The sequence below is a fragment of the Vibrio sp. 10N.261.52.C11 genome (genome assembly GCF_041471405.1).
Lineage (GTDB): Bacteria > Pseudomonadota > Gammaproteobacteria > Enterobacterales > Vibrionaceae > Vibrio > Vibrio crassostreae_C.
The window spans coordinates 87002-113985 of sequence record NZ_JBFROI010000009.1; the positions used below are offsets into that span (position 1 = coordinate 87002).

The 26984-nt window shown below is 45.0% G+C and carries 23 protein-coding genes; 21 read left to right on the forward strand and 2 right to left on the reverse strand.

What is annotated here, in order from left to right; all coding sequences use genetic code 11:
* Positions 1-140: 140 nt before the first annotated feature.
* The gene (glnD, locus tag AB4323_RS02720) at positions 141-2762 is read right to left on the reverse strand and encodes a bifunctional uridylyltransferase/uridylyl-removing protein GlnD (RefSeq protein ID WP_372151552.1); all 2622 of its coding nucleotides are present in this window, start codon (positions 2760-2762) and stop codon (positions 141-143) included.
* 141 nt (positions 2763-2903) lie between these two features.
* Entirely contained in the window at positions 2904-3782 is an 879-nt protein-coding gene (map, locus tag AB4323_RS02725) for a type I methionyl aminopeptidase (RefSeq protein WP_065583997.1), read from the reverse strand.
* Between the two features lie 457 nt (positions 3783-4239).
* Between map and rpsB the strand changes: the two genes are divergently transcribed.
* The 21 genes from rpsB to AB4323_RS02830 all read left to right on the forward strand — a co-directional run bounded on the left by rpsB (position 4240) and on the right by AB4323_RS02830 (position 26957).
* On the forward strand, positions 4240-4971 hold the full coding sequence (gene rpsB / locus AB4323_RS02730) for a 30S ribosomal protein S2 (RefSeq protein WP_009847420.1): 732 nt from the start codon (positions 4240-4242) through the stop codon (positions 4969-4971).
* 138 nt (positions 4972-5109) lie between these two features.
* On the forward strand, positions 5110-5955 hold the full coding sequence (gene tsf / locus AB4323_RS02735) for a translation elongation factor Ts (RefSeq protein ID WP_372151554.1): 846 nt from the start codon (positions 5110-5112) through the stop codon (positions 5953-5955).
* Positions 5956-6110: 155 nt separating this feature from the next.
* On the forward strand, positions 6111-6842 hold the full coding sequence (pyrH, locus tag AB4323_RS02740; RefSeq protein WP_017060742.1) for a UMP kinase: 732 nt from the start codon (positions 6111-6113) through the stop codon (positions 6840-6842).
* Between the two features lie 98 nt (positions 6843-6940).
* Positions 6941-7498: a ribosome recycling factor gene (gene frr / locus AB4323_RS02745; RefSeq protein ID WP_017060741.1), complete on the forward strand. Its 558-nt coding sequence runs from the start codon at positions 6941-6943 to the stop codon at positions 7496-7498.
* Between the two features lie 98 nt (positions 7499-7596).
* The gene (locus AB4323_RS02750; RefSeq protein ID WP_017060739.1) at positions 7597-8349 is read left to right on the forward strand and encodes an isoprenyl transferase; all 753 of its coding nucleotides are present in this window, start codon (positions 7597-7599) and stop codon (positions 8347-8349) included.
* Between the two features lie 15 nt (positions 8350-8364).
* Positions 8365-9207, forward strand: a complete 843-nt coding sequence (locus tag AB4323_RS02755; protein WP_017060738.1) for a phosphatidate cytidylyltransferase — start codon at positions 8365-8367, stop codon at positions 9205-9207.
* A 51-nt stretch (positions 9208-9258) separates the two neighbouring features.
* Complete coding sequence (ispC, locus tag AB4323_RS02760) at positions 9259-10467, forward strand: 1-deoxy-D-xylulose-5-phosphate reductoisomerase (protein ID WP_372151556.1); 1209 nt, start codon at positions 9259-9261, stop codon at positions 10465-10467.
* Positions 10464-11822 carry a sigma E protease regulator RseP gene (gene rseP / locus AB4323_RS02765; protein ID WP_017060736.1) on the forward strand — a complete coding sequence of 453 codons (1359 nt, stop codon included), beginning with the start codon at positions 10464-10466 and terminating at the stop codon, positions 11820-11822. The genes ispC and rseP overlap by 4 nt, the downstream gene beginning before the upstream one ends.
* A gap of 48 nt (positions 11823-11870) precedes the next feature.
* Complete coding sequence (gene bamA / locus AB4323_RS02770; protein WP_372151558.1) at positions 11871-14276, forward strand: outer membrane protein assembly factor BamA; 2406 nt, start codon at positions 11871-11873, stop codon at positions 14274-14276.
* Between the two features lie 27 nt (positions 14277-14303).
* The gene (locus tag AB4323_RS02775; RefSeq protein WP_017063367.1) at positions 14304-14804 is read left to right on the forward strand and encodes an OmpH family outer membrane protein; all 501 of its coding nucleotides are present in this window, start codon (positions 14304-14306) and stop codon (positions 14802-14804) included.
* A 5-nt stretch (positions 14805-14809) separates the two neighbouring features.
* Positions 14810-15841 carry a UDP-3-O-(3-hydroxymyristoyl)glucosamine N-acyltransferase gene (lpxD, locus tag AB4323_RS02780; RefSeq protein WP_017066404.1) on the forward strand — a complete coding sequence of 344 codons (1032 nt, stop codon included), beginning with the start codon at positions 14810-14812 and terminating at the stop codon, positions 15839-15841.
* Positions 15842-15934: 93 nt separating this feature from the next.
* Entirely contained in the window at positions 15935-16387 is a 453-nt protein-coding gene (gene fabZ, locus AB4323_RS02785; RefSeq protein ID WP_009847408.1) for a 3-hydroxyacyl-ACP dehydratase FabZ, read from the forward strand.
* A 1-nt stretch (position 16388) separates the two neighbouring features.
* Positions 16389-17177 carry an acyl-ACP--UDP-N-acetylglucosamine O-acyltransferase gene (gene lpxA, locus AB4323_RS02790; RefSeq protein ID WP_050644950.1) on the forward strand — a complete coding sequence of 263 codons (789 nt, stop codon included), beginning with the start codon at positions 16389-16391 and terminating at the stop codon, positions 17175-17177.
* 129 nt (positions 17178-17306) lie between these two features.
* Positions 17307-18503, forward strand: coding sequence for a lipid-A-disaccharide synthase (lpxB, locus tag AB4323_RS02795; RefSeq protein ID WP_017066406.1), 1197 nt, complete (start codon positions 17307-17309; stop codon positions 18501-18503).
* A 33-nt stretch (positions 18504-18536) separates the two neighbouring features.
* Positions 18537-19157 (forward strand): ribonuclease HII, encoded by a 621-nt coding sequence (rnhB, locus tag AB4323_RS02800; protein WP_017063371.1) that lies wholly within the window; start codon positions 18537-18539, stop codon positions 19155-19157.
* Between the two features lie 113 nt (positions 19158-19270).
* Positions 19271-22750, forward strand: a complete 3480-nt coding sequence (gene dnaE, locus AB4323_RS02805) for a DNA polymerase III subunit alpha (protein ID WP_050649624.1) — start codon at positions 19271-19273, stop codon at positions 22748-22750.
* 45 nt (positions 22751-22795) lie between these two features.
* On the forward strand, positions 22796-23755 hold the full coding sequence (gene accA / locus AB4323_RS02810; RefSeq protein ID WP_017060731.1) for an acetyl-CoA carboxylase carboxyl transferase subunit alpha: 960 nt from the start codon (positions 22796-22798) through the stop codon (positions 23753-23755).
* 124 nt (positions 23756-23879) lie between these two features.
* A complete protein-coding gene (gene tilS, locus AB4323_RS02815; protein ID WP_372113547.1) occupies positions 23880-25214 on the forward strand; it encodes a tRNA lysidine(34) synthetase TilS in 1335 nt (444 codons plus the stop codon).
* Between the two features lie 46 nt (positions 25215-25260).
* Positions 25261-25584: a cytochrome c gene (locus tag AB4323_RS02820; protein ID WP_170791809.1), complete on the forward strand. Its 324-nt coding sequence runs from the start codon at positions 25261-25263 to the stop codon at positions 25582-25584.
* A 130-nt stretch (positions 25585-25714) separates the two neighbouring features.
* Positions 25715-26053, forward strand: a complete 339-nt coding sequence (gene glnB / locus AB4323_RS02825) for a nitrogen regulatory protein P-II (protein WP_017063373.1) — start codon at positions 25715-25717, stop codon at positions 26051-26053.
* Positions 26054-26114: 61 nt separating this feature from the next.
* Positions 26115-26957, forward strand: a complete 843-nt coding sequence (locus AB4323_RS02830) for an endonuclease/exonuclease/phosphatase family protein (RefSeq protein WP_372151560.1) — start codon at positions 26115-26117, stop codon at positions 26955-26957.
* Positions 26958-26984: the final 27 nt, after the last annotated feature.

Below are 26984 nucleotides of genomic sequence, written 5' to 3' on the forward strand. Positions count from 1 at the left end.
AGTTGATATCTGTGAATTGATTGTAAGTTGTGGGCAAGATCGCTCTCTATCTTTGCCCACACTTATTTGGCTATTAAAGCTGTTCCTAGAGCTAAACTTGTTTCCTAGTCATAACTTACTTCTAGCACTAAATTAGCTTTCTAAGGTGCGAGTTCTGAAACATGCTCAGTTAACCTTTCTCTTAGCGCTTGTTCCTGTTCTTCAGACAGCCTTCCTCCCGCTTCACTGGTCAGAATAAACAAATCTTCAGCTCGCTCACCTATGGTGGTGATTTTGGCACCGTGCAAGTTGATGTCTAGCTCCGCAAAGGTTGCACCGACTTGAGCCAATAACCCCGGCGTATCAAGAGCTCTTAACTCCATCAAGGTACGTTTCTTGCTCTTGGTTGGTAGGAACTCAACTAAGGTTTTGACCTTAAAGTGTTGCAAGTTACGTGGCGTGCGACGCGTCTTAATCTTAGTCGGGCGGCCATCAGTCAATACATGAGTCAGATGTTTAGCAACGGCTTTGTGTCTTGCTTCATCAATCGCTTCGCCGTGCTGGTCTAGTACGATAAAGGTATCCAAAACATGACCATCTTTGCTAACCATGACCTGCGCGTCATGAACGTTAAAGTTACGTCTGTCGAGTTCGGCAACCACGGTCGCAAACAGTGCTGCTTGGTCTTTACAATAAACGAACACTTCTGTGCCACCGCGCGTCGCTTTCTTACTGATCAGCACTAACGGTTGGCTTGGGTCTTCTAGGCGAAGTAAGTGCTCACAGTGCCAAGCGATTTGTTTATGTGTGTGACGCAAGAAATAATCGGCCTTAAAGCGTTGCCACAACACTTCAATCTCACGAGCGGTGAAGCCTTCTTTACGCAGCAGTGCTGATGCCATTTGTTGGTTGTGACGAATACGGTCTCTGACATCGACAGGGTTTTCCAAGCCGCGGCGCAGTGCTCGCTGCGTTGAGTGGAACAGCTCAGCTAACAGGGTTCGTTTCCAACTGTTCCATAGCTCAGGGTTAGTCGCACAGATATCGGCAACGGTTAAACAAACCAGTAGCTCGAGTGATTCTTCATCACGCACTTTTTTGGCGAATTCGGTGATCACATCTGGGTCGTAGATATCACGACGTTGAGCCGTTACTGACATCAATAGGTGATTTTGTACCAACCACGCGACTTGTTTGGCTTCAGGCTTCGATAGCCCGTGTTCAATACAGAAAGAGTAAGCCTCAACCGCACCTATCTCAGAGTGGTCTCCGCCGCGGCCTTTGCCGATGTCATGGAAGATAGCGGCAAGGATCAGCAACTCTTTCTTCTGTACTCGAGGATAGACTTCACAGCAGATAGGGTGCTTATCGTGGTTTTCGATTTGACCAAAGCGGTTGATGTGCTTGAGCAGGCGGATACTGTGCTCATCCACGGTGTAAACATGGAATAGGTCAAACTGCATCTGACCAACGATCTGGCTCCACTGCGGTAAGTACGCAGAGAGCACGCCCAATTTGTGCATTAAGCTAAAGGCTTTGTGCAGGGCATTAGGGTGGCGAACTAGATCCATGAACTTGTCACGAGCTTCAGGAATGGTATGCAGGAATCGGTTCAATCGACGGCGTGCCGTACGCAGTTGTCGCAGTGTTGGTGGACTTACCCCTTCGATAGTCGAGTCATTGGCAATATGGATAAACATATCGAGAATCGTTTCTGGCCGTGCTTGGAACAGTGCAGGCTTACGCGCCTCTATCAGTGAACCTCGACGCTGGAAATCGTCATCAAGAATTTCAGCTTCTTGGGTCTCACCGCCATTGATGATCGCTTGATCGAACAGTTTAAGTAGCATCTTATTGAGCTCTGCTACACGACGAAGTGTTCGGTAGAACTCTTTCATCATCATCTCGACGCCACGGTTTCCTTCACCAGTATAACCTAGATGCTCAGCGACTTGAGCTTGATGTGCGAACGTTAAACGGTTGTCGTAACGGCGCAGTTCAATATGCAATGCAAAGCGAACACGCCATAAAAAATCTTGGCACTCAACGAGCTCGCGATATTCAGCATCGGTAAGAAAGCCGTATTTACTCATTTCTAGTAACGATGTCGCACCAAAATGTCGACGAGCTACCCAACTCAGTGTGTGAATATCTCTTAAGCCGCCTGGAGTTGATTTGATATCTGGCTCTAGATTGTAAGTGGTGTCGTGGTAGCGAGCATGACGCTCTCTTTGTTCTTGAATTTTAGCTTTGTAAAAAGTCTCACTAGGCCAAAATGAATCGGAATGAATCTTTAGTTTCAGCTCTTGGAAGGTGTCTTCGCTGCCACAAAGTAAGCGTGACTCTTGTAGGTTAGTCGCGACGGTTAAATCATCGGTGCCGATATCAAGACACTCAGCAATAGTTCGCACAGCATGGCCAACTTCGAGCTTTAAATCCCAAAGTAGAGTAATGAATTGACTGACCTTTTCACCAAGAGCTGGTGGAAGCGTTTTTTGCGAGACAATGAGAATATCAATGTCCGATAACGGGTGAAGTTCACCTCGACCATATCCACCCACTGCGACAAGGGAAATATGTGGCAGTTTGTTGAATCCGAAATTTTCCCACAAACGATTGAGAAGTAAATCCATGTATTCGGAGCGCAGTAGAACCAAATCGGTGACGGGATGGTGGTTCAGAAATTCATTTTTTTGATACTGCGTGAAGATCTCGAGCTGATTTTTTAATTCGCAGATTTCAATTTGTTCGTCATTGAACGTAAGAGGGCATTGATAAGGCATAGTCTGCTATCCGTGCAAGCAAATGAGAATAGTAAACAATTTAACAGAAGCTGATGGAAAATCGAAATTGAGTGGATAAAAAATATCCTCGACAATGCGGCGAGGATATTTTTAAAAGGCTGATGCGCTCAGTTCGGTGAACTAAGCGTTCTTCATGATACGTGGGATTGTATCATCGCTGCGCAGTGTTAGTACTTCACAACCAGTATCAGTTACAACCAGAGTGTGCTCCCATTGAGCCGAGTTCTTGCTGTCTGCTGTGTATACTGTCCAGCTATCTTCGTCATCAAGACGACAGCCAAACTTACCCGCGTTGATCATTGGCTCGATAGTGAAGCACATGCCTGCTTTTAGCACGGTGCGATCGCTGTTCTTGTAGTGAACTACTTGTGGATCTTCGTGGAATTCAGAACCAATGCCGTGACCACAGTAATCTTTAACAATAGAGAACTTAGCGCGTGGGTTGTTCTTGTTGTTTGTTTTGATGTACTTCTCGATAGCAGTACCGATTTGACCAAGTTGAACACCTGGCTTAACTTGGCGCATGCCTTCGTAAAGTGCTTCTTGAGCAACCATGCACAGACGCTTGTTTGCAGGTGAAACCTCACCCACTAGGAACATCTTAGAGGTGTCACCGTGGTAACCTTGTGGACGAACGCTTAGGTCTGCATTTTCATCATCAGGAACAATCACAGTTATATCAACGTTTAGAATATCGCCATCTTTCAATACTGCAGGTTTGAATTGACCTGTGCTACCTGTCTCATCTTGTGATGCTGGAATGCCGTGACACACGATGTGGTTGATAGACGTACAGATTGACTTAGGGAAACCGTGGTAATCAAGTGGTGCTGAGTATGCGCCTCTTTCTAGAGCGTACTCGTGACAGATTTTGTTCAGTTCTTCTGTCGTTGTACCTACTTGGATGTGAGGTTCAATCATCTCTAGAATTTCAGCGGCCAGTTTGCCGGCAACGCGCATTTTTTCGATTTCTTCAGCAGTTTTAATTTTTACAGCCATTGCATATCTCTTAATTTGGTAGCACCTAAGTGTGCATATTGGGGCTATTCTATCAGTGCAGCATTTTAGCGCAACATTACCATGTCCGTACAATATTGGTGGATACTGCTCAATCTGAGTGGATAATGTTCGGTTTAATGGTGCAGCGTGATTTGAATAGGACACTATTTTACAGAGGAAATTCGCCGCCACGGTTCAGTATAGCAGTCGCCATTTTTAGAATTTTTTCTAGCCATAGATAGACAAAATATGGTATAAAGCGCGCCGGACATCAGGACTGTTTTCTCCACTTGGCGAAACAAGCTTTGTGTCCACTAACTTATTTCTTTAAATCACACACATTCCGACACATGTTCCGGGGTGCCTCAACAACATAGATAACGGCTGAAAAGTGGTTAGTTGTTAGGGGTCGGATTCATGGGGGATGTGGAGGCCTAACCCCATAGAGGATTTTAAAATGGCAACTGTATCAATGCGCGATATGCTTAAAGCTGGTGTTCACTTCGGTCACCAAACTCGTTACTGGAACCCAAAAATGAAGCCATTCATCTTTGGTGCTCGTAACAAAGTACATATCATCAACCTAGAAAAAACTGTACCAATGTTCAACGACGCTCTAGCTGAAATTGCTAAAGTTGGCGAGAAGAAAGGTAAAGTTCTTTTTGTTGGTACTAAGCGCGCTGCATCTGAAGCTGTTAAAGAAGCTGCTATCAACAGCAACCAGTTCTACGTTAACAACCGCTGGTTAGGCGGTATGCTAACGAACTACAAAACTGTTCGTCAGTCTATCAAGCGTCTGAAAGAACTTGAAGCGCAAGCTCAAGACGGTACTTTCGACAAGCTTACTAAGAAAGAAGCTCTAATGCGTACTCGTGAAATGGAGAAGCTAGAGAAATCTCTTGGTGGTATTAAGAACATGGGCGGCCTTCCAGACGCTCTATTCGTAATCGATGCTGATCACGAACACATCGCAGTTAAAGAAGCAAACAACCTAGGTATCCCAGTTTACGCTGTAGTTGATACTAACTCTAACCCAGACGGCGTTGACTTCGTTATCCCAGGTAACGATGATGCAATCCGTGCAGTACAGCTTTACCTAAACGCTGCTGCAGACGCGGTTAAAGAAGGTCGTAACAAAGATGTTGCTGCTGTAGCTGCTGAAAAAGACGGTTTTGTAGAAGCTGAATAATAGCGGCTCTGAGCCATATTTAGTTCATATTAAGCGGTCATAATCGGTGGCTTAACGGACTGAATACAGTCAATATCAGGGGCCAATTAATTAGGCCCCTGTTTTTTATCTTTTTTAGAATTTACTGAGGAATAGAGAATGGCAACTGTAACTGCAGCTCTAGTTAAAGAACTTCGTGAACGCACAGCTGCGGGCATGATGGAATGTAAAAAAGCACTTGTTGCTGCTGAAGGCGACATCGAGCTAGCAATTGAAAACATGCGTAAATCTGGCGCAGCGAAAGCAGCTAAAAAAGCTGGTAACGTTGCTGCTGAAGGCGCAATCATCATCAAAGAAGCAAACGGCGCAGCTGCTCTTCTTGAAGTTAACTGCCAAACTGATTTCGTAGCTAAAGATGCAGGTTTCCTTGCATTCGCTAACGAAGTTGCTGAAGTTGCTCTAGCAGAACGTCTAGAAATCGCTGCTCTTCAAGCTAAATTTGAAGAAGCGCGTATTGCACTAGTAACTAAGATCGGTGAAAACATCAACATCCGTCGCGTACAATTCGTTGAAGGTGTTGCACTAGCTTCTTACCGTCACGGCGAGAAAATCGGTGTTGTTGTTGCTGGTGAAGGCGAAGCTGAAACGCTTAAGCACGTTGCAATGCACGTTGCTGCATCACGTCCTGAGTTCCTAAACCCAGAAGACGTACCAGCAGACGTAGTTGCTAAAGAAAAAGCAGTTCAAGTTGAAATCGCTATGAACGAAGGCAAACCAGCTGAAATCGCAGAGAAAATGGTTGTTGGCCGTATGAAGAAATTCACGGGCGAAATCTCTCTAACTGGTCAAGCTTTCATCATGGAGCCTAAGCAAACTGTTGGCGCTATCCTGAAAGAGAAAGGCGCTTCAGTATCTGACTTCGTACGTCTAGAAGTTGGTGAAGGCATCGAGAAAGCGGCTGAAATGAGCTTCGCTGACGAAGTTGCTGCGGTACAAAAAGGTTAATCCTTAGCGTATTGTTTGAAAAAGACCGTGGCAAATGCTGCGGTCTTTTTATGAATAATGAATTATTTCCGACTTTTAGCTGTTATGAATGCAAACTGAGCTCTTCAGTTTTTATCCATGACTGTTAATCATCAACTCTTTGGAAGGTAAACTCCATGACTACGAACCCTAAACCAGTGTATCAACGTATTCTGTTAAAACTTAGCGGTGAAGCGCTACAAGGCGAAGAAGGTTTTGGTATTGACCCAACGATCCTTGATCGTATGGCTCAAGAAGTAAAAGAATTGGTTGAACTAGGCGTTCAAGTTGGTGTTGTTATCGGTGGCGGTAACTTGTTCCGTGGTGCTGGTCTTGCTGAAGCTGGCATGAACCGCGTTGTTGGTGACCACATGGGTATGCTTGCAACGGTAATGAACGGCCTTGCAATGCGTGACGCTCTTCACCGTGCTTACGTAAACGCACGTGTAATGTCTGCAATCCCTCTTAAAGGTGTGTGTGACGACTACAACTGGGCAGATGCAATCAGCCAACTACGTCAAGGTCGCGTTGTGATCTTCTCTGCTGGTACGGGTAACCCATTCTTCACTACGGATTCTGCTGCATGTCTACGTGGTATCGAAATCGAAGCTGACGTAGTTCTAAAAGCGACAAAAGTAGATGGTGTATTTACTTCTGACCCTGTAGCAAACCCAGACGCAGAGTTGTATGATACGTTGTCTTACAACACGGTTCTTGATAAAGAACTTAAAGTAATGGACTTGGCTGCATTTACGCTAGCACGTGATCACAAAATGCCAATCCGTGTATTTAACATGAATAAACCAGGCGCACTACGTCGCGTGGTTATGGGTGAAACTGAAGGTACATTAATCAGCGACGCTGACTAATTTTTCGGGCTTACTGAGGTGTTGTACCTTGGTAAGCTTATCCTTATCACTCCAAATAAAAAGCTTTCTTGAAGAAAGAACATAATCAAGGTGAAATTGTGATTAACGAAATCAAAAAAGACGCTCAAGAGCGCATGGTAAAAAGTGTTGATGCACTAAAAAACAGCCTGCAAAAGATTCGTACAGGCCGTGCGCACCCGAGCCTACTTTCTGGTCTTACTGTTGAGTACTACGGTGCTCCAACGCCTTTGACTCAAGTAGCTAACGTTATCGCTGAAGATGCACGTACACTAGCTATTACAGTGTTTGATAAAACACTGACTCCTCTAGTTGAAAAAGCAATCCTGACATCTGACCTAGGCCTAAACCCTATGTCTGCGGGTACAGTTATCCGTGTTCCACTTCCACCGCTAACGGAAGAGCGTCGTAAAGACCTAGTTAAAATCGTTCGTGGCGAAGCTGAAGGTGGCCGTGTTGCTATCCGTAACATCCGTCGTGACGCGAATGGCGATCTAAAAGCACTTCTTAAAGATAAAGAAATCTCTGAAGATGAAGATCGTAAAGCACAAGACGAAATTCAAAAGCTAACTGACGCTGCGGTTAAGAACGTAGACGAAGTTCTAGCTGTTAAAGAAAAAGAGTTGATGGAAGTTTAATTTTCCATATTCTTTTCTTTCCGGAAAAACGCTGTACTCACGGTGCAGCGTTTTTTTATGCTACTCTGTTCGACTATTAGAATTTGATTCACTCTTTTATGCATAATTCTCAAGCGTTCACAGACTCTCTTCCTAAACACATTGCTATCATTATGGATGGTAATGGTCGCTGGGCAAAAGCTAAGGGCAAGCCTCGCGTCTTTGGCCATAAAAACGGTGTTCAAGCCGTTCGTAAAACTATCTCTTCTGCAGCCAGACTTGGCATTAAAGCCGTTACTCTTTTTGCGTTTAGTAGCGAGAACTGGCGTCGTCCTGAAGAAGAAGTCGGTATCTTGATGGAACTGTTTATTTCAGTGCTGTCGAGTGAAGTTAAAAAGCTTCATAAAAATAATCTACAACTTCGTGTTATTGGTGATAAAAGTCGTTTCAATGATCGACTACAAAAGAAGATAGAAGAAGCGGAAGCTTTGACTAGCACTAATACTGGTATGGTTATTAATATTGCAGCTAACTACGGCGGTAAGTGGGATATTCAGCAAGCAATGACCTCTATTGCTCAACAGGTAAAGTCTGGCGATATTAATGTAGATGACATTGATGAAGCTATGATTACACAGCACCTGACGATGGCAGATATTCCTGAGGTTGATCTACTTATCCGTACCAGTGGCGAATGCCGCATTAGTAATTTTATGCTTTGGCAGTTGGCTTACGCCGAAATGTATTTCACTGAACAATTCTGGCCAGACTTTAATGAAGACAGCTTAGTAGAAGCTGTGACTTGGTTTGTTAACCGTGAGCGTCGTTTTGGATGCACCGGTGAGCAAATTAAAGCTTTGATGGACAGTTAATAAGGATTTTTTGGTTTGAAACAACGAATTATTACGGCGTTGATTTTGGCTCCCCTAGTTATTCTAGGTATTTTCGAGTTATCACTTCCTACATTTATTCTTTCACTAGCGGTAATCTCGCTATTGGGTTTTTGGGAGTGGACTCAGTTTGTGGAAAGCAAATCGCGTTATTTAGCGTTGATTCCAACGGTTGTGGTTAGTGCTGCAAGTTTTTCTTTTATCCCTTTTGATGCATTTAGCCTTAATAACTTGTCTACTGCTCACTACGCCATTCTAACGATTGGCTCGATTTGGTGGGTAATCGCGAGTGGCATGGCGGTGACTTATCCTAAGTCTATGCCTGCATGGAAAGACTCTTCTCTTCTTCGTCACGCCTTTGGTGTGCTGACTCTGCTGCCATTCTTCTGGAGTGTGGTTATCCTGCGTGCTAACGGTATCGATGCTGATCCTTACCACGGTGCTAAACTGGTGATGTTTGTTTGCTTGCTTGTTTGGGCTGCAGATAGCGGCGCATACTTTTCAGGAAAGAGTTTTGGTAAGCGTAAAATGGCACCAGCGGTAAGCCCTAATAAGACGATTGAAGGTCTTATCGGTGGCATTATTACTGCGGTGATCGTGGCTTGGATCTTTGCTGACTTGTTTGACATCCAATTCACAAGCCCACTTCACATGATTGTTATTACCCTTGTGACCGTTGTTATTTCTGTTCTAGGTGACCTTGTTGAAAGCATGTTTAAGCGTGTTTCTGGGGTGAAAGACAGCAGTAATCTGATTCCTGGTCATGGTGGTATACTAGATAGAATAGATAGCTTAACGGCTGCATTCCCTGTCTTTGCTCTGCTTTATTTAGCATTCTAATAAAAAAGGGCAGTGATTCTGCCCTTTATTACATTTCTACGGTCATATGTGATGCGAAATCTAACTATCCTTGGCGCTACCGGCTCAATTGGTGCAAGTACACTAAAAGTCGTTGAGCAAAACCCAGATCTCTATTCAGTGGTTGCACTGGCTGCAGGCTCGAATGTTGAAAAGATGCTGGCGTTAGTTGAAAAGTGGCAACCAAGCTATGTTGCTATGGCTTGCTCTGATGCAGCGTCTCAACTGACTGAAGTGTTGTCCGTGAGTTACCCTAACGTAAAAGTACTTTCAGGCACTGAAGGCATGTGTCAGGTTGCTTCTCTAGAGGAAGTGGACACGGTAATGGCCGCGATTGTTGGTGCCGCTGGTTTACTTCCTACTATGTCTGCGGTTAAAGCGGGCAAGCGTATCTTGCTTGCAAACAAAGAAGCTTTGGTGATGTCTGGGCAGTTGTTTATCGACGCCGTGGAAAAATACGGTGCAGAGCTGCTTCCTGTCGATAGCGAGCATAATGCTATTTTCCAATGCCTTCCGCAGAACGTACAAACTAACCTAGGCCGCTGTAACCTTGAAGAAAACGGCATTAACCATATTCTTCTGACTGGTTCTGGTGGTCCTTTCCGTTATACCGATGTGGCTGAACTCGAATCAGTGACTCCTGAACGCGCAATTGCACACCCTAACTGGTCTATGGGGCCTAAGATCTCTGTCGATTCTGCGACTATGATGAATAAAGGGCTAGAGTACATTGAAGCGAAATGGCTATTTAATGCTTCTCAGGAGCAGTTAAAGGTCATCATTCACCCGCAGTCTGTGATTCACTCGATGGTTCAGTACAAGGATGGCTCTGTGCTTGCTCAAATGGGCGAACCAGATATGGCAACGCCAATCGCTTTGACGATGTCTTACCCTGAGCGTACAGAGGCTGGCGTTAAGCCTTTAGACTTTACTAAAGTGGGTGAGCTTACCTTCTTAGAACCAGATTTCAGTCGTTACCCGTGTTTGAGGTTAGCGATTGAAGCGTGCTACTTAGGTCAGCATGCGACAACAGCCATTAATGCAGCAAACGAGATCGCGGTCGATGCTTTCTTGAACAATCAGGTGAAGTTTACCGATATTGCTGTCATTAACGAACACGTTATGAGCAAAGTATGTGAACAACATAACTCTGAGGGTTTAGATAGCTTGGAAAGCCTTCTCGAGCTCGATAATATGTCTCGTCAAATAGCCATTCAATTTATTAAAGAGCAGCTAGCATGAGTGGAATTCTGTGGAACTTCGCATCTTTTATCGTAGCGCTTGGCATTCTGGTTGCTGTTCATGAGTTTGGACACTTCTGGGTCGCTCGTCGTTGTGGTGTGAAAGTTGAAAAATTCTCGATTGGTTTTGGTAAATCAATCTGGAGTAAAGTGGGCCGTGATGGTACTGAATACAGCTTGTCAGTGATTCCACTGGGCGGCTACGTTAAGATGCTCGATGGTCGTGTTGACGATCTTTCTGAAGATCAACAGCAATACGCTTTCGACAAGAAGCCGCTTTGGAAACGAACGGCGATAGTCGGTGCAGGCCCTGCATTCAACTTTATCTTTGCGGTGTTCGCGTATTGGTTAGTATTTTTGATTGGCGTACCCGCGGTTAAGCCCGTGATTGGTGAAGTCACTCCACAATCTATTGCTGCACAAGCCGGAATTGAAACTGGAATGGAACTTAAATCTATTTCAGGAATCAAAACCGCAGATTGGGAATCAGTCAATATGGGGTTGATATCGCACATTGGTGATCAATCCATGACAGTGACGGTTGCTTCTCAAGACGACATCGGCTTTGAGCAACAAATGACATTGGATATTTCAGACTGGTCGTTCAACCCAGAAACTGAATCTGCAATGACAACGCTGGGCTTTAGACCGTATTCTCCAGAGATATCGACCGTACTGGCTCAAATCATTGATGATGGCGCTGCATACGATGCAGGTCTTGAAGCTGGCGATAAAATTGTTGAGATTAACGGGCAACCTATTGAACAGTGGCAGTCGGTTGTTGAGTTAATTCGTGCTAATCCAATGACATCATTGGACTTGGTCGTATTGCGAAATGGTGCCGAGCAGTCATTGGTTATGACACCAAAAAGCCGCGAGCTTTCTGATGGTTCGACAATCGGCTATGCAGGTATTGCTCCGGAAGTCGCAGAATGGCCAGAAGATTATCGCTTTGAGTTACAATTTGGTGTAATTGAGTCTGTAGGAAAAGCATTTGATAAAACAGGTCAAATCATTGGATTGACACTGACAATGCTTAAGAAGCTCATCGTTGGTGATGTTGGCTTAAACAACTTGAGTGGCCCTATTTCAATCGCTAAAGGTGCAGGTACAACCGCCGATTATGGTCTGGTTTACTTCTTGGGCTTTTTGGCTCTGATTAGTGTTAACTTAGGGATTATTAATTTGGTTCCGCTGCCTATGCTTGATGGCGGACATTTGCTGTTTTTCGCTATTGAGGCCGTTACTCGTAAACCGGTACCTGAGAAAGTTCAGGAAATGGGATACAGAGTGGGAGGGGCAATCCTCTTCTCATTGATGGCTCTGGCAATATTTAACGATTTTACTCGTCTGTGAATGGTTTCTCACAGGCATTGGTAGTAGCAAGGAATAATTAGAATAAGTATGGCGATTAAGCAAATTCTGTTCGCAAGTCTATTGGCCACTAGTGTGGCTGCGAACGGAGCACAAAACTTTGTAGTTCAAGATATCAAGATCGAAGGTTTACAGCGTGTTGCACTTGGTGCAGCTCTACTGAAAATGCCAGTACGTATTGGCGATGAAGTAGATGAAAGCGATGTGTCTGAGATCATTCGTGCATTGTATGCTTCGGGCAACTTTGAGGACGTTAAAGTACTTCGTGATGAAGGTGTATTGATTGTTCAAGTTCAAGAACGACCGACCATCGCAAGCATCTCATTCTCTGGTAATAAAGCGATTAAAGAAGAACAGCTTCAGCAGAACCTAGATGCGTCTGGTGTTCGTGAAGGTGAAGCCCTTGACCGTACTACGCTGAGTAACATTGAAAAAGGCCTTGAAGATTTTTACTACAGTGTTGGTAAGTACAACGCGACAGTAAAAGCGGTTGTGACACCTCTGCCACGTAACCGTTCTGACCTTAAGTTTGTGTTTACTGAGGGCGTATCCGCTAAGATTCAGCAAATCAACTTTATCGGTAATGAAGTCTTCTCTGACTCTGAACTGCTTAGTCGTTTCAATCTGAATGTTGATGTTGCATGGTGGAATTTCCTTGCGGATGAAAAATACCAAAAGCAAGTATTAGCCGGTGATATCGAAGCGCTGAAATCTTACTACCTTGACCGTGGTTACCTTAAGTTTAAGGTTGACTCTACGCAGGTGGCGATCTCTCCAGACAAAAAAGGTGTTTACATCACGCTTGGCCTCGATGAAGGCGAAGCCTACACCGTTAAAGATGTCTCTTTCCGTGGTGAATTAATCGGTCGTGAGGCTGACTTCGAAGCGTTAGTGCCATTCGAAGACGGCGATACGTACAACGGTTCTTCGGTAACGTCTTTGGAAGAGAACGTAAAACGAATTCTTGGTGAATCTGGCTACGCGTACCCACAAGTTCGCACGATTCCTGAATTTGACGATGAGACCAAAGAAGTGTCGTTGGTTATCAATGTAGAAGCGGGCAGCCGTATCTATGTTCGTGATATTCGATTCACGGGTAACAACTCAACGAAAGACGAAGTACTGCGTCGTGAAATGCGTCAAATGGAAGGCAGCTGGCTTAACTCTAAGTCCATTGATACCGGTAAGAGCCGTCTTAACCGTTTAGGTTTCTTTGAAACGGTTGATGTACAAACAGTGCGTGTTCCTGGCAGTGAAGACCAAGTTGATTTGGTTTACAACGTTAAGGAAGCGAACTCAGGCAGTATCAACTTTGGTGTCGGCTACGGTACTGAATCAGGTGTTAGTTTCCAAGTTGGTTTGCAACAAGATAACTTTGCAGGTTCAGGTAACCGTGTTGGCGTAAGTGCCATGATGAATGATTACCAAAAGAACGTGAGCTTAGACTACCGTGACCCATACTGGAACCTTGATGGTGTGAGCTTAGGCGGTAAGATCTTCTACAACGAATTTGAAGCCTCTGAAGCGGGCATCGTCGACTATACCAACCAAAGTTACGGTACCAGCCTAACATGGGGTTTCCCTATGGATGAGCTGAACCGTATCGAGTTTGGTGTGGGCTATACGCACAACAAGATCGGTAACGTACCGACTTATATCCAAGTTGAACAGTTCGCGAGAAGTATCGACCAATACGGTGACGAGCACATCTTAACCGATGACTTCGATATCAATATTTCATGGACGCGTAACAATTTGAACCGTGGTTTCTTCCCAACTGAGGGTAACCACCAACGTGCTTTCGCTAAAATGACGGTACCAGGCTCTGATGCTCAGTACTTCAAAATGCAGTACGATGTAAAACATTACATCCCGCTGACCCAAAAGCATGAGTTCACACTATTGATGCGTGGCCGATTAGGCTATGGTAATGGTTATGGTCAAACAGATGGTAACGATAACTTGTTCCCATTCTACGAGAACTACTACGCAGGTGGTTTTACAACCCTACGTGGCTTTGGTTCTAACTCAGCTGGCCCGAAAGCCGTTTACGGAAGCAGCACAGGTAACAACCCAACCTATGATACCGCTACTGATGATTCAGTGGGTGGTAACGCGGTTGCCTTAGCAAGCTTAGAGTTAATTGTACCAACGCCGTTTGCTTCTGATGAAGCGCGCAGCCAGATTCGAACCAGTGTTTTCTTCGACATGGCAAGTGTATGGGACACAGAGTTCGTAGACCGCGGCGCACCAAATAGTGGCAGCCAGTACTACTACGATTACTCTGACCCAACAAATTACCGTTCATCTTATGGTGCCGCTCTTCAATGGATGTCACCAATGGGCCCACTGGTTTTCTCTCTAGCGAAACCAATTAAAGTTTACGAAGGTGATGATGAAGAGTTCTTCACATTTACCATTGGTAGAACTTTCTAATATTTAAAGGACAATATTTTGAAAAATATGATTAAAGCAGCAGGTTTAGGCCTTGTAGTTCTTAGCTCTTCTTTCTTTGCAACAGCTGCTGAAGCTGCGCAAAAAGTGGGTTATGTAAACACTGCACAAGTATTCCAGGCTCTACCTCAGCGTGAAGTTGTTCTTCAAAAAATGCAGGAAGAGTTCAAAGATAAAGCGGCTGAGCTACAGAGCATTCAAGCTGAAGCGAAAACCAAGATTGAAAAGCTTAAGCGTGATGGCGAGCTACTAGGTCCTGAAGAAGTTGAGAAGCTTCGTATCGAAGTTGGCCAACTAGACAGCAAGTACAAAATCAAAGCTCAAGCATTAGAAAAAGCAAGTCAACGTCGTGAAGCACAAGAGAAGCAGAAGCTGTTCAAAGTGATTCAAGATGCTGTAACTAAAGTTGCAGAGAAAGAAGGCTACGACATGATCGTTGATATTCAAGCTCTACAATACGGTAAGCCTGAATACAACATCTCTGAGCAAGTAATTAAATCACTGAAATAAGTTTTATGAAGAACCTGACTTTAGCCGAATTGGCAACGATTACTGGGGGAGAGCTACACGGAGACGGTACGATTACCGTCTCAGCAGTCGCTCCTATGGATAAAGCGCAAGAAGGTAACATTACGTTCCTTTCTAACGTGAAGTACAGCAAGCACCTAGGTGACTGTAAAGCGTCCGCTATTATGGTTAAAGAGAGTGAGCGCGAATTGTGTAAGACCAACGTTATTGTGGTTAGTGACCCTTACGTTGCTTTTGCTAAGGTTGCTCAAGCGCTTGATACTACTCCTGCACCCGCAGCGGCTATTGCTGATTCTGCTTCAATCTCTAGCGATGCAACTATTGGACAAAATGTGTCTATTGGTGCGAACGCTGTGATTGAGTCTGGTGTAGTACTTAGTGATGATGTGATCATCGGTGCTGGTTGCTTTATTGGTAAAAATGCAAAAATTGGCGCAGGCACTAAGCTGTGGGCTAACGTAAGTGTTTACCATGAAGTTGTGATTGGTGAAGCATGTCTGATCCAATCAAGTACTGTTATTGGCTCTGATGGCTTTGGTTATGCGAACGAGAAAGGCGAATGGGTTAAGATCCCGCAAGTCGGCTCTGTTCGCATTGGTAACCGCGTAGAAATTGGCGCGTGTACTACCATCGACCGCGGCGCATTAGATGACACAATCATCGAAGACAACGTTATCCTAGATAACCAACTCCAGATTGCTCACAATGTTCACATCGGATATGGTTCAGCTCTTGCTGGTGGTACTATCATTGCAGGCAGCACGACGATAGGTAAGTACTGTATTATTGGTGGTGGTTGTGTGATTAATGGTCACATTGAAATCGTTGACGGCGTTACAATCACCGGTATGGGGATGGTAATGCGCAGCATCACTGAGAAAGGCATGTACTCTTCGGGTATTCCTTTACAGCCAAATAAAGACTGGCGTAAAACAGCGACACGAGTTCATCGTATTGATGAAATGAACAAGCGTTTGAAAACCGTTGAAAAACTTATTGAGAAGAGCGCGGAATCATAATTCCAGCATTTCTAATAAAAGGCTCGCGTACAGCGAGTCTTTTTCGTTTATAATCCTTCTAATTAAATAAAGAATATACATAGGAATACGACTTTGACTACTGAACAGACAACGATGAACATTACTGAAATTCAGGAACTACTACCTCATCGCTACCCATTCTTAATGGTTGATCGTGTGACTAGCTTTGAAAAAGAAAAAACACTGACCGCAATTAAGAATGTTTCTGTTAACGAACCTCAGTTCACAGGCCACTTCCCTCAGCTTCCTGTATTCCCAGGCGTGTTGATCTTAGAAGCAATGGCACAAGCAACAGGCCTTCTAGCATTCAAATCTTTCGGTGCGCCTTCTGGCAACGAGTTGTACTACTTTGCTAGCGTAGATAAAGCTAAATTCCGTAAGCCAGTAGTACCAGGTGACCAACTGGTTATCGAAGTTGAATTCTTAAAAGAACGTCGTGGCATCGCATCGTTTAATGGTGTTGCTAAGGTTGACGGCGTAGTTGTATGTTCAGCTGAACTTAAATGTGCTCGTAGAGAGTTTTAATATGATTCATGAAACAGCGAAAATTCACCCGGCAGCAGTAATCGAAGGTGATGTAACTATCGGTGCTAACGTGACGGTTGGGCCTTTCACTTACATTGCTGGTAATGTGACAATTGGTGACGACACTGAAGTGATGTCGCACGTTGTGATCAAAGGTCACACAACCATTGGTAAAGAAAATCGTATCTTCCCACACGCTGTTATCGGTGAAGAAAACCAAGATAAGAAATACGGCGGCGAAGACACAACAGTTGTAATCGGTGATCGCAACGTAATTCGTGAAGCGGTTCAAATCCATCGTGGTACGGTTCAAGACAAAGCAACCACAGTGATTGGTGATGACAACTTACTTTGTGTTAATGCTCACGTAGCGCACGATGTTATTGTTGGTAACCACACTCACATTGGTAACAACGCTATTCTTGGCGGTCATGTAACGGTTGGCGACTACGCTGGTGTTATGGCACTTTCTGCGATTCACCCATTCTGCTCAATTGGTGCTTACGCATACATTGGTGGTTGTTCTGCAGTTGTTCAAGATGTACTGCCGTACGTGCTTGCACAGGGTAACCACGCGGCTCCATTCGGTCTTAATCTAGTAGGTTTGAAGCGTAACGGATTTGAAAAACCTGAAATTCGTGCACTACAGAAGGCGTACAAAGAGCTATACCGTTCAGGTAAAACACTTGAAGAAGCGAAAGCGGCTTTAGTTGAAATGGCAAAAGAGTTTACTTCGGTAGCGCCTATGCTTGAAATGCTAGAGAACTCTGAGCGCGGTATTATTCGTTAATACTCGATATGGTTATGTACCAATCAATGTGAGTATGGCAATAACTACTTCATCAGAATGGTATAACAAAAAGATCGCTACTCGTTAGGCGGTCTTTTTTGTTTTAGGCAACAAGGGAATTGAAAAACTATGGCACAGCAAGAAGCAGCAACCAATAGCTCGGACTTCGTTTCGAATGAACCATTGCGCGTAGGCATTGTTGTCGGCGAACTGTCTGGCGATACGCTTGGTGAAGGCTTTATCAAAGCGATCAAATCACAATACCCGAATGCAGAGTTCGTTGGCATTGGCGGGCCGAAAATGAAAGCCCTAGGTTGTGAGTCTCTTTTCGAGATGGAAGAGCTGGCCGTTATGGGCTTAGTTGAAGTGCTTGGCCGTTTACCTCGCTTGTTAAAAGTAAAAGCAGAGCTGGTTAAGTATTTCACTCAAAATCCACCCGATGTCTTTGTCGGTATCGACGCGCCCGATTTCAACCTAAGGCTTGAGTTAGACCTTAAGAACGCTGGTATCAAAACGGTGCATTACGTGAGCCCTTCAGTGTGGGCTTGGCGTCCAAAGCGTATCTTTAAAATCGACAAAGCAACCGACTTAGTCTTGGCTTTCTTGCCGTTCGAAAAAGCGTTCTACGATAAATATAACGTTGCCTGTGAGTTTGTTGGTCACACGTTGGCAGACGCGATTCCTTTAGAGCCTAGTAAACAAGATGCTCGAGAGCTGTTAGGTCTTGATCAAGACAAGCAGTGGTTAGCCGTATTACCGGGTAGTCGTGGTGGTGAGATGGGTTTGATTGCTCAGCCATTTATCGAAACTTGCCAACGTATCAAGCAGAAGTATCCGGATATCAATTTTGTTGTTGCGCTCGTTAACGAGCAGCGTAAAAAGCAGTTTACTGAAATCTGGCAATCGACCGCACCTGAGCTTGAATTCACGTTAGTCGAAGATACGGCAACCAACGTGATTACCGCCGCTGATTCTGTGCTCTTGGCTTCAGGTACCGTGGCTCTTGAATGTATGTTGCTTAAACGCCCTATGGTGGTTGGTTACAAAGTAAATAAGCTGACGGGTTACATTGTTAAGAAGTTGGCGATCACTGAGTTTGTGTCACTGCCGAATATTTTGGCTGGTGAAGAGATCGTGAAAGAGCATATTCTTGAAGAGTGCCACCCAGACTTTTTGTTCCCGTCTGTCGATAAAATGCTATCAGCCGATAACAGTGCCTTGATCAAACGCTTTACCGAGATGCATCACTGGATCCGCAAAGACGCAGACAAACAAGCCGCTAACGCAGTATTGAAATTGATTGACCGACCTTTTGTTGAAGCATAAAGCGCTTATTTACAGAACATTAAGAGATTAGTTATGGCAGTAAAAGAAAAAAAAGAGCTTCCTCCATTTGAATACCCGCAAGGTTACCAGCTGTTTGCTGGCGTGGATGAAGTAGGGCGTGGCCCTTTGGTTGGCGACGTGGTGACCGCTGCGGTTATCCTTGATCCAAACAACCCAATCGAAGGCTTGAACGACTCAAAGAAATTGTCTGAGAAAAAGCGTCTTGCGTTACTTCCTGAAATCAAAGAGAAAGCTTTGGCGTGGTCTGTCGGTCGTTGTTCTCCACAAGAAATTGATGAGTTGAATATTCTGCAAGCGACGATGGTTGCTATGCAGCGAGCTATCGCGGGGTTGAGCGTTCAACCTGATATGGCGTTGATAGATGGAAACCGAGTCCCAGAACTGCCGATGGATGGTCTTGCGATTGTGAAGGGGGACTTGCGAGTGGCTGAAATCAGTGCGGCGTCTATTATCGCAAAAGTCGTTCGTGACCAAGAGATGGAAGATCTTGATAAACTTCATCCAGAGTTTGGTTTTGCTAAGCATAAAGGTTACCCGACCAAAGCGCATTTCGAAGCGATTGAAAAACATGGTGTAACCGAGCATTACCGCAAGAGCTTTAAGCCAGTAAAACGTATTCTTGGTATAGATTAGAGCTTTACGTTAACTAGAGCTTAGCATCGAATAAAGTTGCTAACTTGTATTAGAAAAAAATAGAATACACACAGTTGTAATCCTAGGCTCAAACCTAGAACTCAGGAAAAATAATGTCAGATCCAAAATTTGTTCACCTACGCGTACACAGTGACTTTTCGATGGTGGATGGCCTATCCAAGGTGCCACCATTAGTTAAAAAAGTCGCTGAAATGGGTATGCCTGCTCTAGCATTGACCGACTTTACCAACCTGTGTGGTTTAGTGAAGTTTTACGGTACTGCCCATGGGTGTGGGGTTAAACCTATTATTGGTGCTGACTTCTTGATGCAGTCTCCAGAATTCGGTGACGAGTTGACCAAGCTCACCGTTATCGCAACGAACAATAAAGGTTATAACAACCTAACGTTACTCATCTCAAAAGCTTACCTTCGTGGTCATGTTCAACATCAGCCTGTTATTGATAAAGAGTGGCTAATTGAGAATGCAGAAGGCCTGATCATTCTATCGGGCGCCAAAGAAGGTGAGATTGGTAAGGCGTTGCTGAAAGGTAACCGTGACTTGGTTGCAAGCAGCGTCGAGTTTTACAAAACGTACTTCGCCGATCGTTTTTACTTGGAACTGATTCGTACCGGACGACCAGATGAAGAGTCATACTTACACTTTGCGTTAGAGCTTGCTGAACAGGAAGACCTGCCTGTTGTCGCAACCAACGAAGTGGTTTTTCTAACTGAAGACCTGTTTGATGCTCACGAAATCCGCGTGGCGATCCATGATGGTTTCACTATGGTCGATCCTCGTCGCCCTAAGAACTACAGCGCGCAGCAATATCTACGTAGTGAAGAAGAGATGTGTGAGCTGTTCTCAGACATTCCTGAAGCACTTGAGAACAGTGTTGAGATTGCTAAGCGTTGTAATGTAACGGTTCGTCTGGGCGAGTACTTCCTGCCTAACTTCCCAACGGAAGGTTTGGCGATTGAAGACTTCTTGATCAAGAAATCTGAAGAAGGCCTTGAGCGACGTCTAGCGTTCCTATTCCCAGATGAAAAAGTGCGTGCTGAGCGCAGACCGGAATACGATGAGCGACTCAAGATTGAGCTCGAAGTTGTTAACAACATGGGTTTCCCAGGTTACTTCTTGATCGTAATGGAGTTCATCCAGTGGTCAAAAGACAACGATGTGCCAGTAGGTCCTGGCCGTGGTTCTGGTGCCGGCTCTCTAGTCGCTTACGCCTTGGATATCACCGATCTCGATCCACTTGAATACGATCTACTTTTCGAACGTTTCTTGAACCCAGAACGTGTATCCATGCCCGATTTCGATATCGACTTCTGTATGGATAAGCGTGACCAAGTTATTGATCACGTGGCTGAAATGTACGGTCGTGATGCCGTTTCTCAGATCATCACCTTTGGTACCATGGCGGCAAAAGCGGTAATCCGCGATGTAGGCCGTGTATTGGGCCACCCGTTTGGTTTCGTCGATCGAATTTCAAAGCTTGTACCGCCAGACCCGGGTATGACGCTAGAGAAAGCATTCCTTGCTGAACCTGCATTGCCAGAGCTTTACGATGGCGATGAAGAAGTTCGTGAGCTGATTGATAAGTGTCGCATCCTTGAAGGTTGTACGCGAAATGCCGGTAAGCACGCAGGTGGTGTTGTTATCTCACCCACCACGATCACCGATTTTGCGCCAATCTATGCCGACGCAGAAGGTAACTTCCCAGTAACGCAGTTCGATAAGAATGACGTTGAAACGGCTGGCTTGGTTAAGTTCGACTTCTTGGGGCTGCGTACCCTGACCATCATCGACTGGGCGTTAGGCCTAGTGAATCCACGTTTGAAGAAAGAGGGGAAAGAACCGGTTCGTATCGAGTCGATTCCTCTTGATGACCAAGCGTCATTTAACCTATTACAAAATTCTGAAACCACCGCGGTATTCCAGCTGGAATCGCGTGGTATGAAAGACCTTATCAAACGTCTACAGCCCGACTGTTTTGAAGATATTATCGCATTGGTAGCCCTGTTCCGTCCGGGTCCTCTGCAATCAGGCATGGTAGATAACTTTATCGACCGTAAACACGGCCGTGAAGCGGTTTCTTACCCTGATGAAACGTGGCAACACGAATCGCTGAAAGAGACGCTAGAACCTACGTACGGCATCATCCTGTATCAAGAGCAGGTAATGCAAATCGCACAGATCCTTGCTGGCTATACGCTTGGTGGAGCGGATATGTTGCGTCGTGCGATGGGTAAGAAAAAGCCAGAAGAGATGGCAAAGCAGCGTGGTACCTTTAAAGAGGGTGCTGAAGCCAATGGTGTTGATGGCGAGCTGGCCATGAAGATCTTTGACTTGGTAGAGAAATTTGCGGGCTACGGCTTTAACAAATCTCACTCCGCAGCATATGCACTGGTTTCTTATCAAACGCTATGGCTGAAAACGCACTACCCAGCGGAATTTATGGCTGCGGTAATGACGGCAGATATGGATAACACCGAGAAGGTTATTGGCCTTGTTGATGAATGTTTCCGTATGAAGCTCAAGCTTTTACCACCAGATATCAACTCGGGTCTGTACCGCTTTAATGTGGATGAAGATGGCGCGATTGTTTATGGCATCGGTGCGATCAAAGGGGTCGGTGAAGGCCCTATTGAAGCGATTATTGAAGCGCGAAATAAAGGTGGTTACTTTAAAGACTTATTCGACTTCTGTGCACGTCTTGATCTGAAGAAGGTTAATAAACGTGTTATCGAAAAGTTGATTCTATCCGGAGCCTTAGATAGATTAGGTCCTCACCGAGCGGCGATGATGGCATCTTTGAAAGATGCGGTGAAGGCAGCGAGTCAACATCACCATGCCGAGTCTTTTGGTCAATCTGATATGTTTGGCGTGTTGACCGACGCTCCGGAAGAGGTTGAACACAAGTATACCCAAGTGCCTAAATGGCCTGAGAAGGTTTGGCTTGAAGGTGAACGTGAAACGCTTGGTTTGTATTTAACGGGTCACCCGGTTAACGCTTACATCAAAGAGTTAGCGAAATACACCAGCTGTCGTTTGAAAGATGCCACGCCAACGCGTCGTGACCAATCACTAACAATTGCCGGTTTGGTGATTGCTGCGAGAGTAATGACGACTAAGCGCGGTACGCGAATCGGTTTGATGACACTTGATGACCGATCGGGCCGAATGGAAGTGATGTTGTTCTCGGATGCGCTCGATCGCTACGCAGAATTGCTCGAAAAAGACAAAATTGTGGTCGTTTCCGGACAGGTCAGCTTTGATGATTTCAATGGCGGGCTTAAAATGTCCGCGCGCGAGGTCATGGACTTAGGAAGCGCCCGTGAGAAATATGCTCGTGGGGTGTCGATATCTATCGACCAATCCCAAATTAACGGTCAATTTTTTGAACGCTTTAGTCAAATCTTAGAACCTTATAGAGCCGGAACGGTCCCAGTCAATGTATACTACCAGCGTGCCGACGCTAGAGCGCGGTTAACATTGGGCACAGAATGGCGCGTGACGCCAAGTGATACATTACTAGACGAATTAAAACAGCTGCTTGGAAATAGCCAAGTAGAACTCGAATTTAACTAAAATTTAGCTTCGCGAATGCGGAGCTGAATCAACAAGGATTCATAGATGAGCCTGAACTTTCTAGAATTTGAAAAGCCTATCGCTGAACTTGAAGCAAAAATCGAAGCGCTACGTGACGTTTCGCGTCACGGTGGTGACACAGCGGTAGATCTAGACAAAGAAATCGAACAACTAGAGAAAAAAAGCTTAGAGCTTAAACAGAAAATCTTTAGTGACTTAGGTGCATGGCAGGTAGCTCAACTTGCTCGTCACCCTCAACGTCCTTACACCAAAGATTACCTGGAGCATGCATTCACAGAGTTTGAAGAGATGGCGGGCGATCGCGCTTACGCTGACGACAAAGCTATTGTGGGTGGTATGGCTCGTCTAAATGGCCGTCCTGTTATGGTTATTGGTCACCAGAAAGGTCGTGAGACTAAAGAGAAAGTGATCCGTAACTTTGGTATGCCAAAGCCAGAAGGTTACCGTAAGGCGCTACGTCTAATGGAAACTGCTGAGCGTTTCAACATGCCTATTATTACTTTCATCGACACAGCGGGCGCATACCCAGGTGTTGGTGCTGAAGAGCGTGGTCAATCTGAAGCTATCGCTAAAAACCTAAAAGTGATGGCTGGCCTTTCAGTTCCTGTTATCTGTAACGTTGTGGGTGAAGGCGGTTCTGGTGGCGCACTAGCGATTGGTGTTGGTGACTACGTGAACATGCTTCAGTACTCTACGTACTCAGTAATCTCTCCAGAAGGTTGTGCTTCAATCTTATGGCGCGATTCAGATAAAGCACCACAAGCAGCTGAAGCGATGGGCCTGATTGCTCCTCGTCTTAAAGAGCTTGAGCTTATCGACGAAATCATTCCTGAGCCTCTAGGTGGCGCGCACCGCGACCCTGCACAAACCGCTCAAAACATGAAAGACATGTTAGTTAAACAGCTAGAAGAGCTAGAGCAGTTTGATAACGAAACGCTGCTTGAGCGTCGTTACCAGCGTCTAATGAGCTACGGCTACTGCTGATAACTTGCCTTAGCGATAAGGCTAGCTATACGAACAAATGATGAAAGGGTTGGACTCAGTGCCAACCCTTTTTTATTATTAAAACATTATCCCTTAAAACACGATCTCTTGGTTTATTAGCCTCATGACACACTTAATTGATACCTTCACATCTGTACTTGATCAAAGCGCGCTTAAGCCTTGTCGGTTGATCGTCGCTTTCAGTGGTGGTGTCGATTCACGAGTGTTGTTGGAGTTGGCTGCCCAATTCGCTAAGTCCCATCACATCGATTGCTGTGCGGTACATGTTCACCACGGCTTAAGCAACAATGCTGATTATTGGGCAGAGCAGTGCAAAACATGGTGTGATGCTTTGTCGGTATCCTTGTTCATTGAACGAGTCTCGCTAGATATTAGCCGTGGAGAAAGCGTTGAAAAGCTGGCTCGAGACGCGCGATACCAAGCCCTTAAAAAGCATATTAGACAAGGTGATGTGTTAGTGACAGGCCAGCACATCGATGACCAAGTCGAGACCTTCTTGTTAGCTCTTAAGCGTGGCAGTGGTCCGAAAGGGCTCTCTTCAATGGCGAAAGTGATGCCATTTTCAGGTGCTCATATCGTTCGCCCACTGCTGTCGGTGACGAGAACGGATATTGAAGGGGCGGCGCGCGATATGGCTTTAACTTGGGTAGAAGATGAGAGTAATCAAGACGTTCGCTTTGACCGTAATTTTATTCGTCATCAAGTCACTCCGACACTGACCGAGCGTTGGCCTAGTTTTCGAGAATCGGTCAGTCGTAGTGCTCAGCTATGTGCAGAGCAAGAGTTACTGTTGGATGAGTTGTTAGAATCTCACTTACAACAAGCTTTGACTGAGAAGCACAGCTTAAGTATTGAGGTATTATCTCAGCACTCTGATTTACTGCGTGCACGCTTATTAAGAATGTGGCTGAGCCGCTGTAATCAACCGATGCCGAGCCAAAAGCAGCTCAAACTTATATGGGATGAGGTGGCATGTGCTCAGGCAGACGCCAACCCTAAGCTGGTGTTGAATGAGGTTGAGGTTAGACGTTTTAATCATCAGCTCTATGTCGTAAAAGAGACCAAAGACTTGTCGAACTGGCAAAGTGATATCTCGATGGAAGAGAGCTTAGTTTTGCCTGACGGTTTAGGGGAACTACACTTAACTTCAGCGGCGAGTGATGGTGTATCTAACCACTGTGATGCGCAACATTTTAGTCTCAACACAACGAGAGGAACACTGCGAGTGATATTTAACCCTGAGGGATTGTCAGCACACCCTGTTGGGCGCGGTCATAGCAGGAAGCTTAAGAAGTTGTTTCAAGAGTACCAAGTACCCAGTTGGTTAAGACGCAGAACGCCGATATTAATGGATGGCGATCGAGTGATCGCTGTTTTAGGCTTATTCGTAGATAAAAACTACGAAGGTCAAGATTGTGAAGCGCTTTGGAGCAAGTAGAAAAAGTTTATGTCACAATTCACCGTCACTTTAATAAAAATAATTAATGGAATATGCAATGAAGAAAATTACACTAGGATTAGTTCTTGGATTTGGACTATTGAGTGGTAACGCTCTGGCGGCTGATGTTGCTGCGGGTCAAGCTAAAGCAGCAATCTGTGCGGCATGTCATGGTGCAGACGGTATCGCAGTGATCCCTGGCTATCCAAACCTTAAAGGTCAAAACGAGCAATACATCGCTTCATCAATTAAGGCCTATAAGAATGGCCAGCGCACCGGCGGTTTGGCCGCTGTAATGCAGGCTCAAGCTTCAATGCTGAGTGATGAAGACATCGCGAATCTAGCCGCTTACTACGCAAGCCTTAAGTAAAACCTTCTCAAAGCGCTGATTAAACAAGATGATAAATTTCGAGCCAGAGCTTTAAAGCTCTGGCTTTTTTCATTGAATGTTTACTATAGCTAACCGATAATGAGCCATTCGCACAGTTTAAGGGATGAACATGAAAAAGATTGAAGCCATTATCAAGCCATTCAAACTTGATGATGTACGTGAAGCACTTGCAGAAGTGGGTATTACGGGTATGACAGTATCTGAAGTTAAAGGCTTTGGACGTCAAAAAGGTCATACTGAGCTATACCGCGGCGCAGAGTACATGGTCGACTTTTTACCTAAAGTGAAACTAGAAATCGTTGTGACCGACGAAGTGGCTGACCAATGTGTTGATACCATCATTGAGACGGCTCAAACAGGTAAAATTGGTGACGGTAAGATCTTCATTACTGAAGTTGAACGTGTGGTACGTATTCGTACTGGCGAAGAAGACGAAGACGCCGTATAAAAAAACTATTACCCTAAAAGGAGCGTTTATCGCTCCTTTTTCATCTCTGGTAGGGTGCTGTATGTTTAAGAAAACCATCATTGTTATCACGTTATTGATAACGCTTGCTGTCGTTAGTTTTCATTTTATCTTCGTGATCCCGAATAAACCCAACCTGATCATTTCCTCTCAAAGTACCAGTAACGACATCTACAGTTGCTACCAAAACTCTGCACCGAAAGCGATTGATGTGTCTGATGGCTTAGACATTACGGTGTGGAATATCTACAAGCAAAACCGAAATAATTGGCAGAGTGAGTTAAATAAGCTGTCGGCAGGTAGCGATTTAGTCTTGCTGCAAGAAGCTAGTATGACAGAAGGACTTCGCCAATGGGTCATGAGCGGACAGTGGGGAAGCACACGTGTTAATACGTTTGAGGCCTTTGAGCAAAGTGCTGGGGTACTCAACCTAGCAACCCATTTACCGATCGAAGCTTGTGCTTATACTCATGAAGAACCTTGGCTTCAACTGCCTAAATCGGCGCTTTGGTCGCGTTACCAACTAAACAATGGCGAAGAGCTGGCTGTGATTAATATCCACGCTGTGAACTTTACCTTTGGTACGGAAGATTACGAGGCTCAGCTCAAGAGCTTAACTGACAATCTGCAAAAGTATCGTGGGCCGGTTATTTTTGCTGGGGACTTTAATAGCTGGAGTGAAGCTCGCTTTGCTGTATTGAAAGATGCGTTGGAGAAGGTTGGTTTGACGGAAGTTGCCTTTGAGCCAGATAACAGAACTCAGTTCATTACAGGACTGGTGCTCGACCATGTGTTCTATCGAGGGCTAGAGGTAGAAAAAGCAAAAGCGCCCATTACGGACGCTTCTGATCATAACCCTATGCGAGTGACCTTTAAGGCTAAATAGTGATTAGCTATTAGTCATTGGAACTTA

Excerpts from the sequence above, each read along its gene's own strand:
- pyrH (WP_017060742.1), top strand. The coding sequence starts at position 6,111 with ATGACTACGAACCCTAAACCAGTGTATCAACGTATTCTGTTAAAACTT.
- dnaE (WP_050649624.1), top strand. The coding sequence starts at position 19,271 with ATGTCAGATCCAAAATTTGTTCACCTACGCGTACACAGTGACTTTTCG.
- lpxB (WP_017066406.1), top strand. The coding sequence starts at position 17,307 with ATGGCACAGCAAGAAGCAGCAACCAATAGCTCGGACTTCGTTTCGAAT.
- map (WP_065583997.1), bottom strand. The coding sequence starts at position 3,782 with ATGGCTGTAAAAATTAAAACTGCTGAAGAAATCGAAAAAATGCGCGTT.
- accA (WP_017060731.1), top strand. The coding sequence starts at position 22,796 with ATGAGCCTGAACTTTCTAGAATTTGAAAAGCCTATCGCTGAACTTGAA.
- ispC (WP_372151556.1), top strand. The coding sequence starts at position 9,259 with ATGCGAAATCTAACTATCCTTGGCGCTACCGGCTCAATTGGTGCAAGT.
- AB4323_RS02750 (WP_017060739.1), top strand. The coding sequence starts at position 7,597 with ATGCATAATTCTCAAGCGTTCACAGACTCTCTTCCTAAACACATTGCT.
- AB4323_RS02775 (WP_017063367.1), top strand. The coding sequence starts at position 14,304 with ATGATTAAAGCAGCAGGTTTAGGCCTTGTAGTTCTTAGCTCTTCTTTC.
- AB4323_RS02820 (WP_170791809.1), top strand. The coding sequence starts at position 25,261 with ATGGAATATGCAATGAAGAAAATTACACTAGGATTAGTTCTTGGATTT.
- rnhB (WP_017063371.1), top strand. The coding sequence starts at position 18,537 with ATGGCAGTAAAAGAAAAAAAAGAGCTTCCTCCATTTGAATACCCGCAA.
- rseP (WP_017060736.1), top strand. The coding sequence starts at position 10,464 with ATGAGTGGAATTCTGTGGAACTTCGCATCTTTTATCGTAGCGCTTGGC.
- glnB (WP_017063373.1), top strand. The coding sequence starts at position 25,715 with ATGAAAAAGATTGAAGCCATTATCAAGCCATTCAAACTTGATGATGTA.
- rpsB (WP_009847420.1), top strand. The coding sequence starts at position 4,240 with ATGGCAACTGTATCAATGCGCGATATGCTTAAAGCTGGTGTTCACTTC.
- lpxA (WP_050644950.1), top strand. The coding sequence starts at position 16,389 with ATGATTCATGAAACAGCGAAAATTCACCCGGCAGCAGTAATCGAAGGT.
- glnD (WP_372151552.1), bottom strand. The coding sequence starts at position 2,762 with ATGCCTTATCAATGCCCTCTTACGTTCAATGACGAACAAATTGAAATC.
- tsf (WP_372151554.1), top strand. The coding sequence starts at position 5,110 with ATGGCAACTGTAACTGCAGCTCTAGTTAAAGAACTTCGTGAACGCACA.
- bamA (WP_372151558.1), top strand. The coding sequence starts at position 11,871 with ATGGCGATTAAGCAAATTCTGTTCGCAAGTCTATTGGCCACTAGTGTG.
- AB4323_RS02830 (WP_372151560.1), top strand. The coding sequence starts at position 26,115 with ATGTTTAAGAAAACCATCATTGTTATCACGTTATTGATAACGCTTGCT.
- tilS (WP_372113547.1), top strand. The coding sequence starts at position 23,880 with ATGACACACTTAATTGATACCTTCACATCTGTACTTGATCAAAGCGCG.
- lpxD (WP_017066404.1), top strand. The coding sequence starts at position 14,810 with ATGAAGAACCTGACTTTAGCCGAATTGGCAACGATTACTGGGGGAGAG.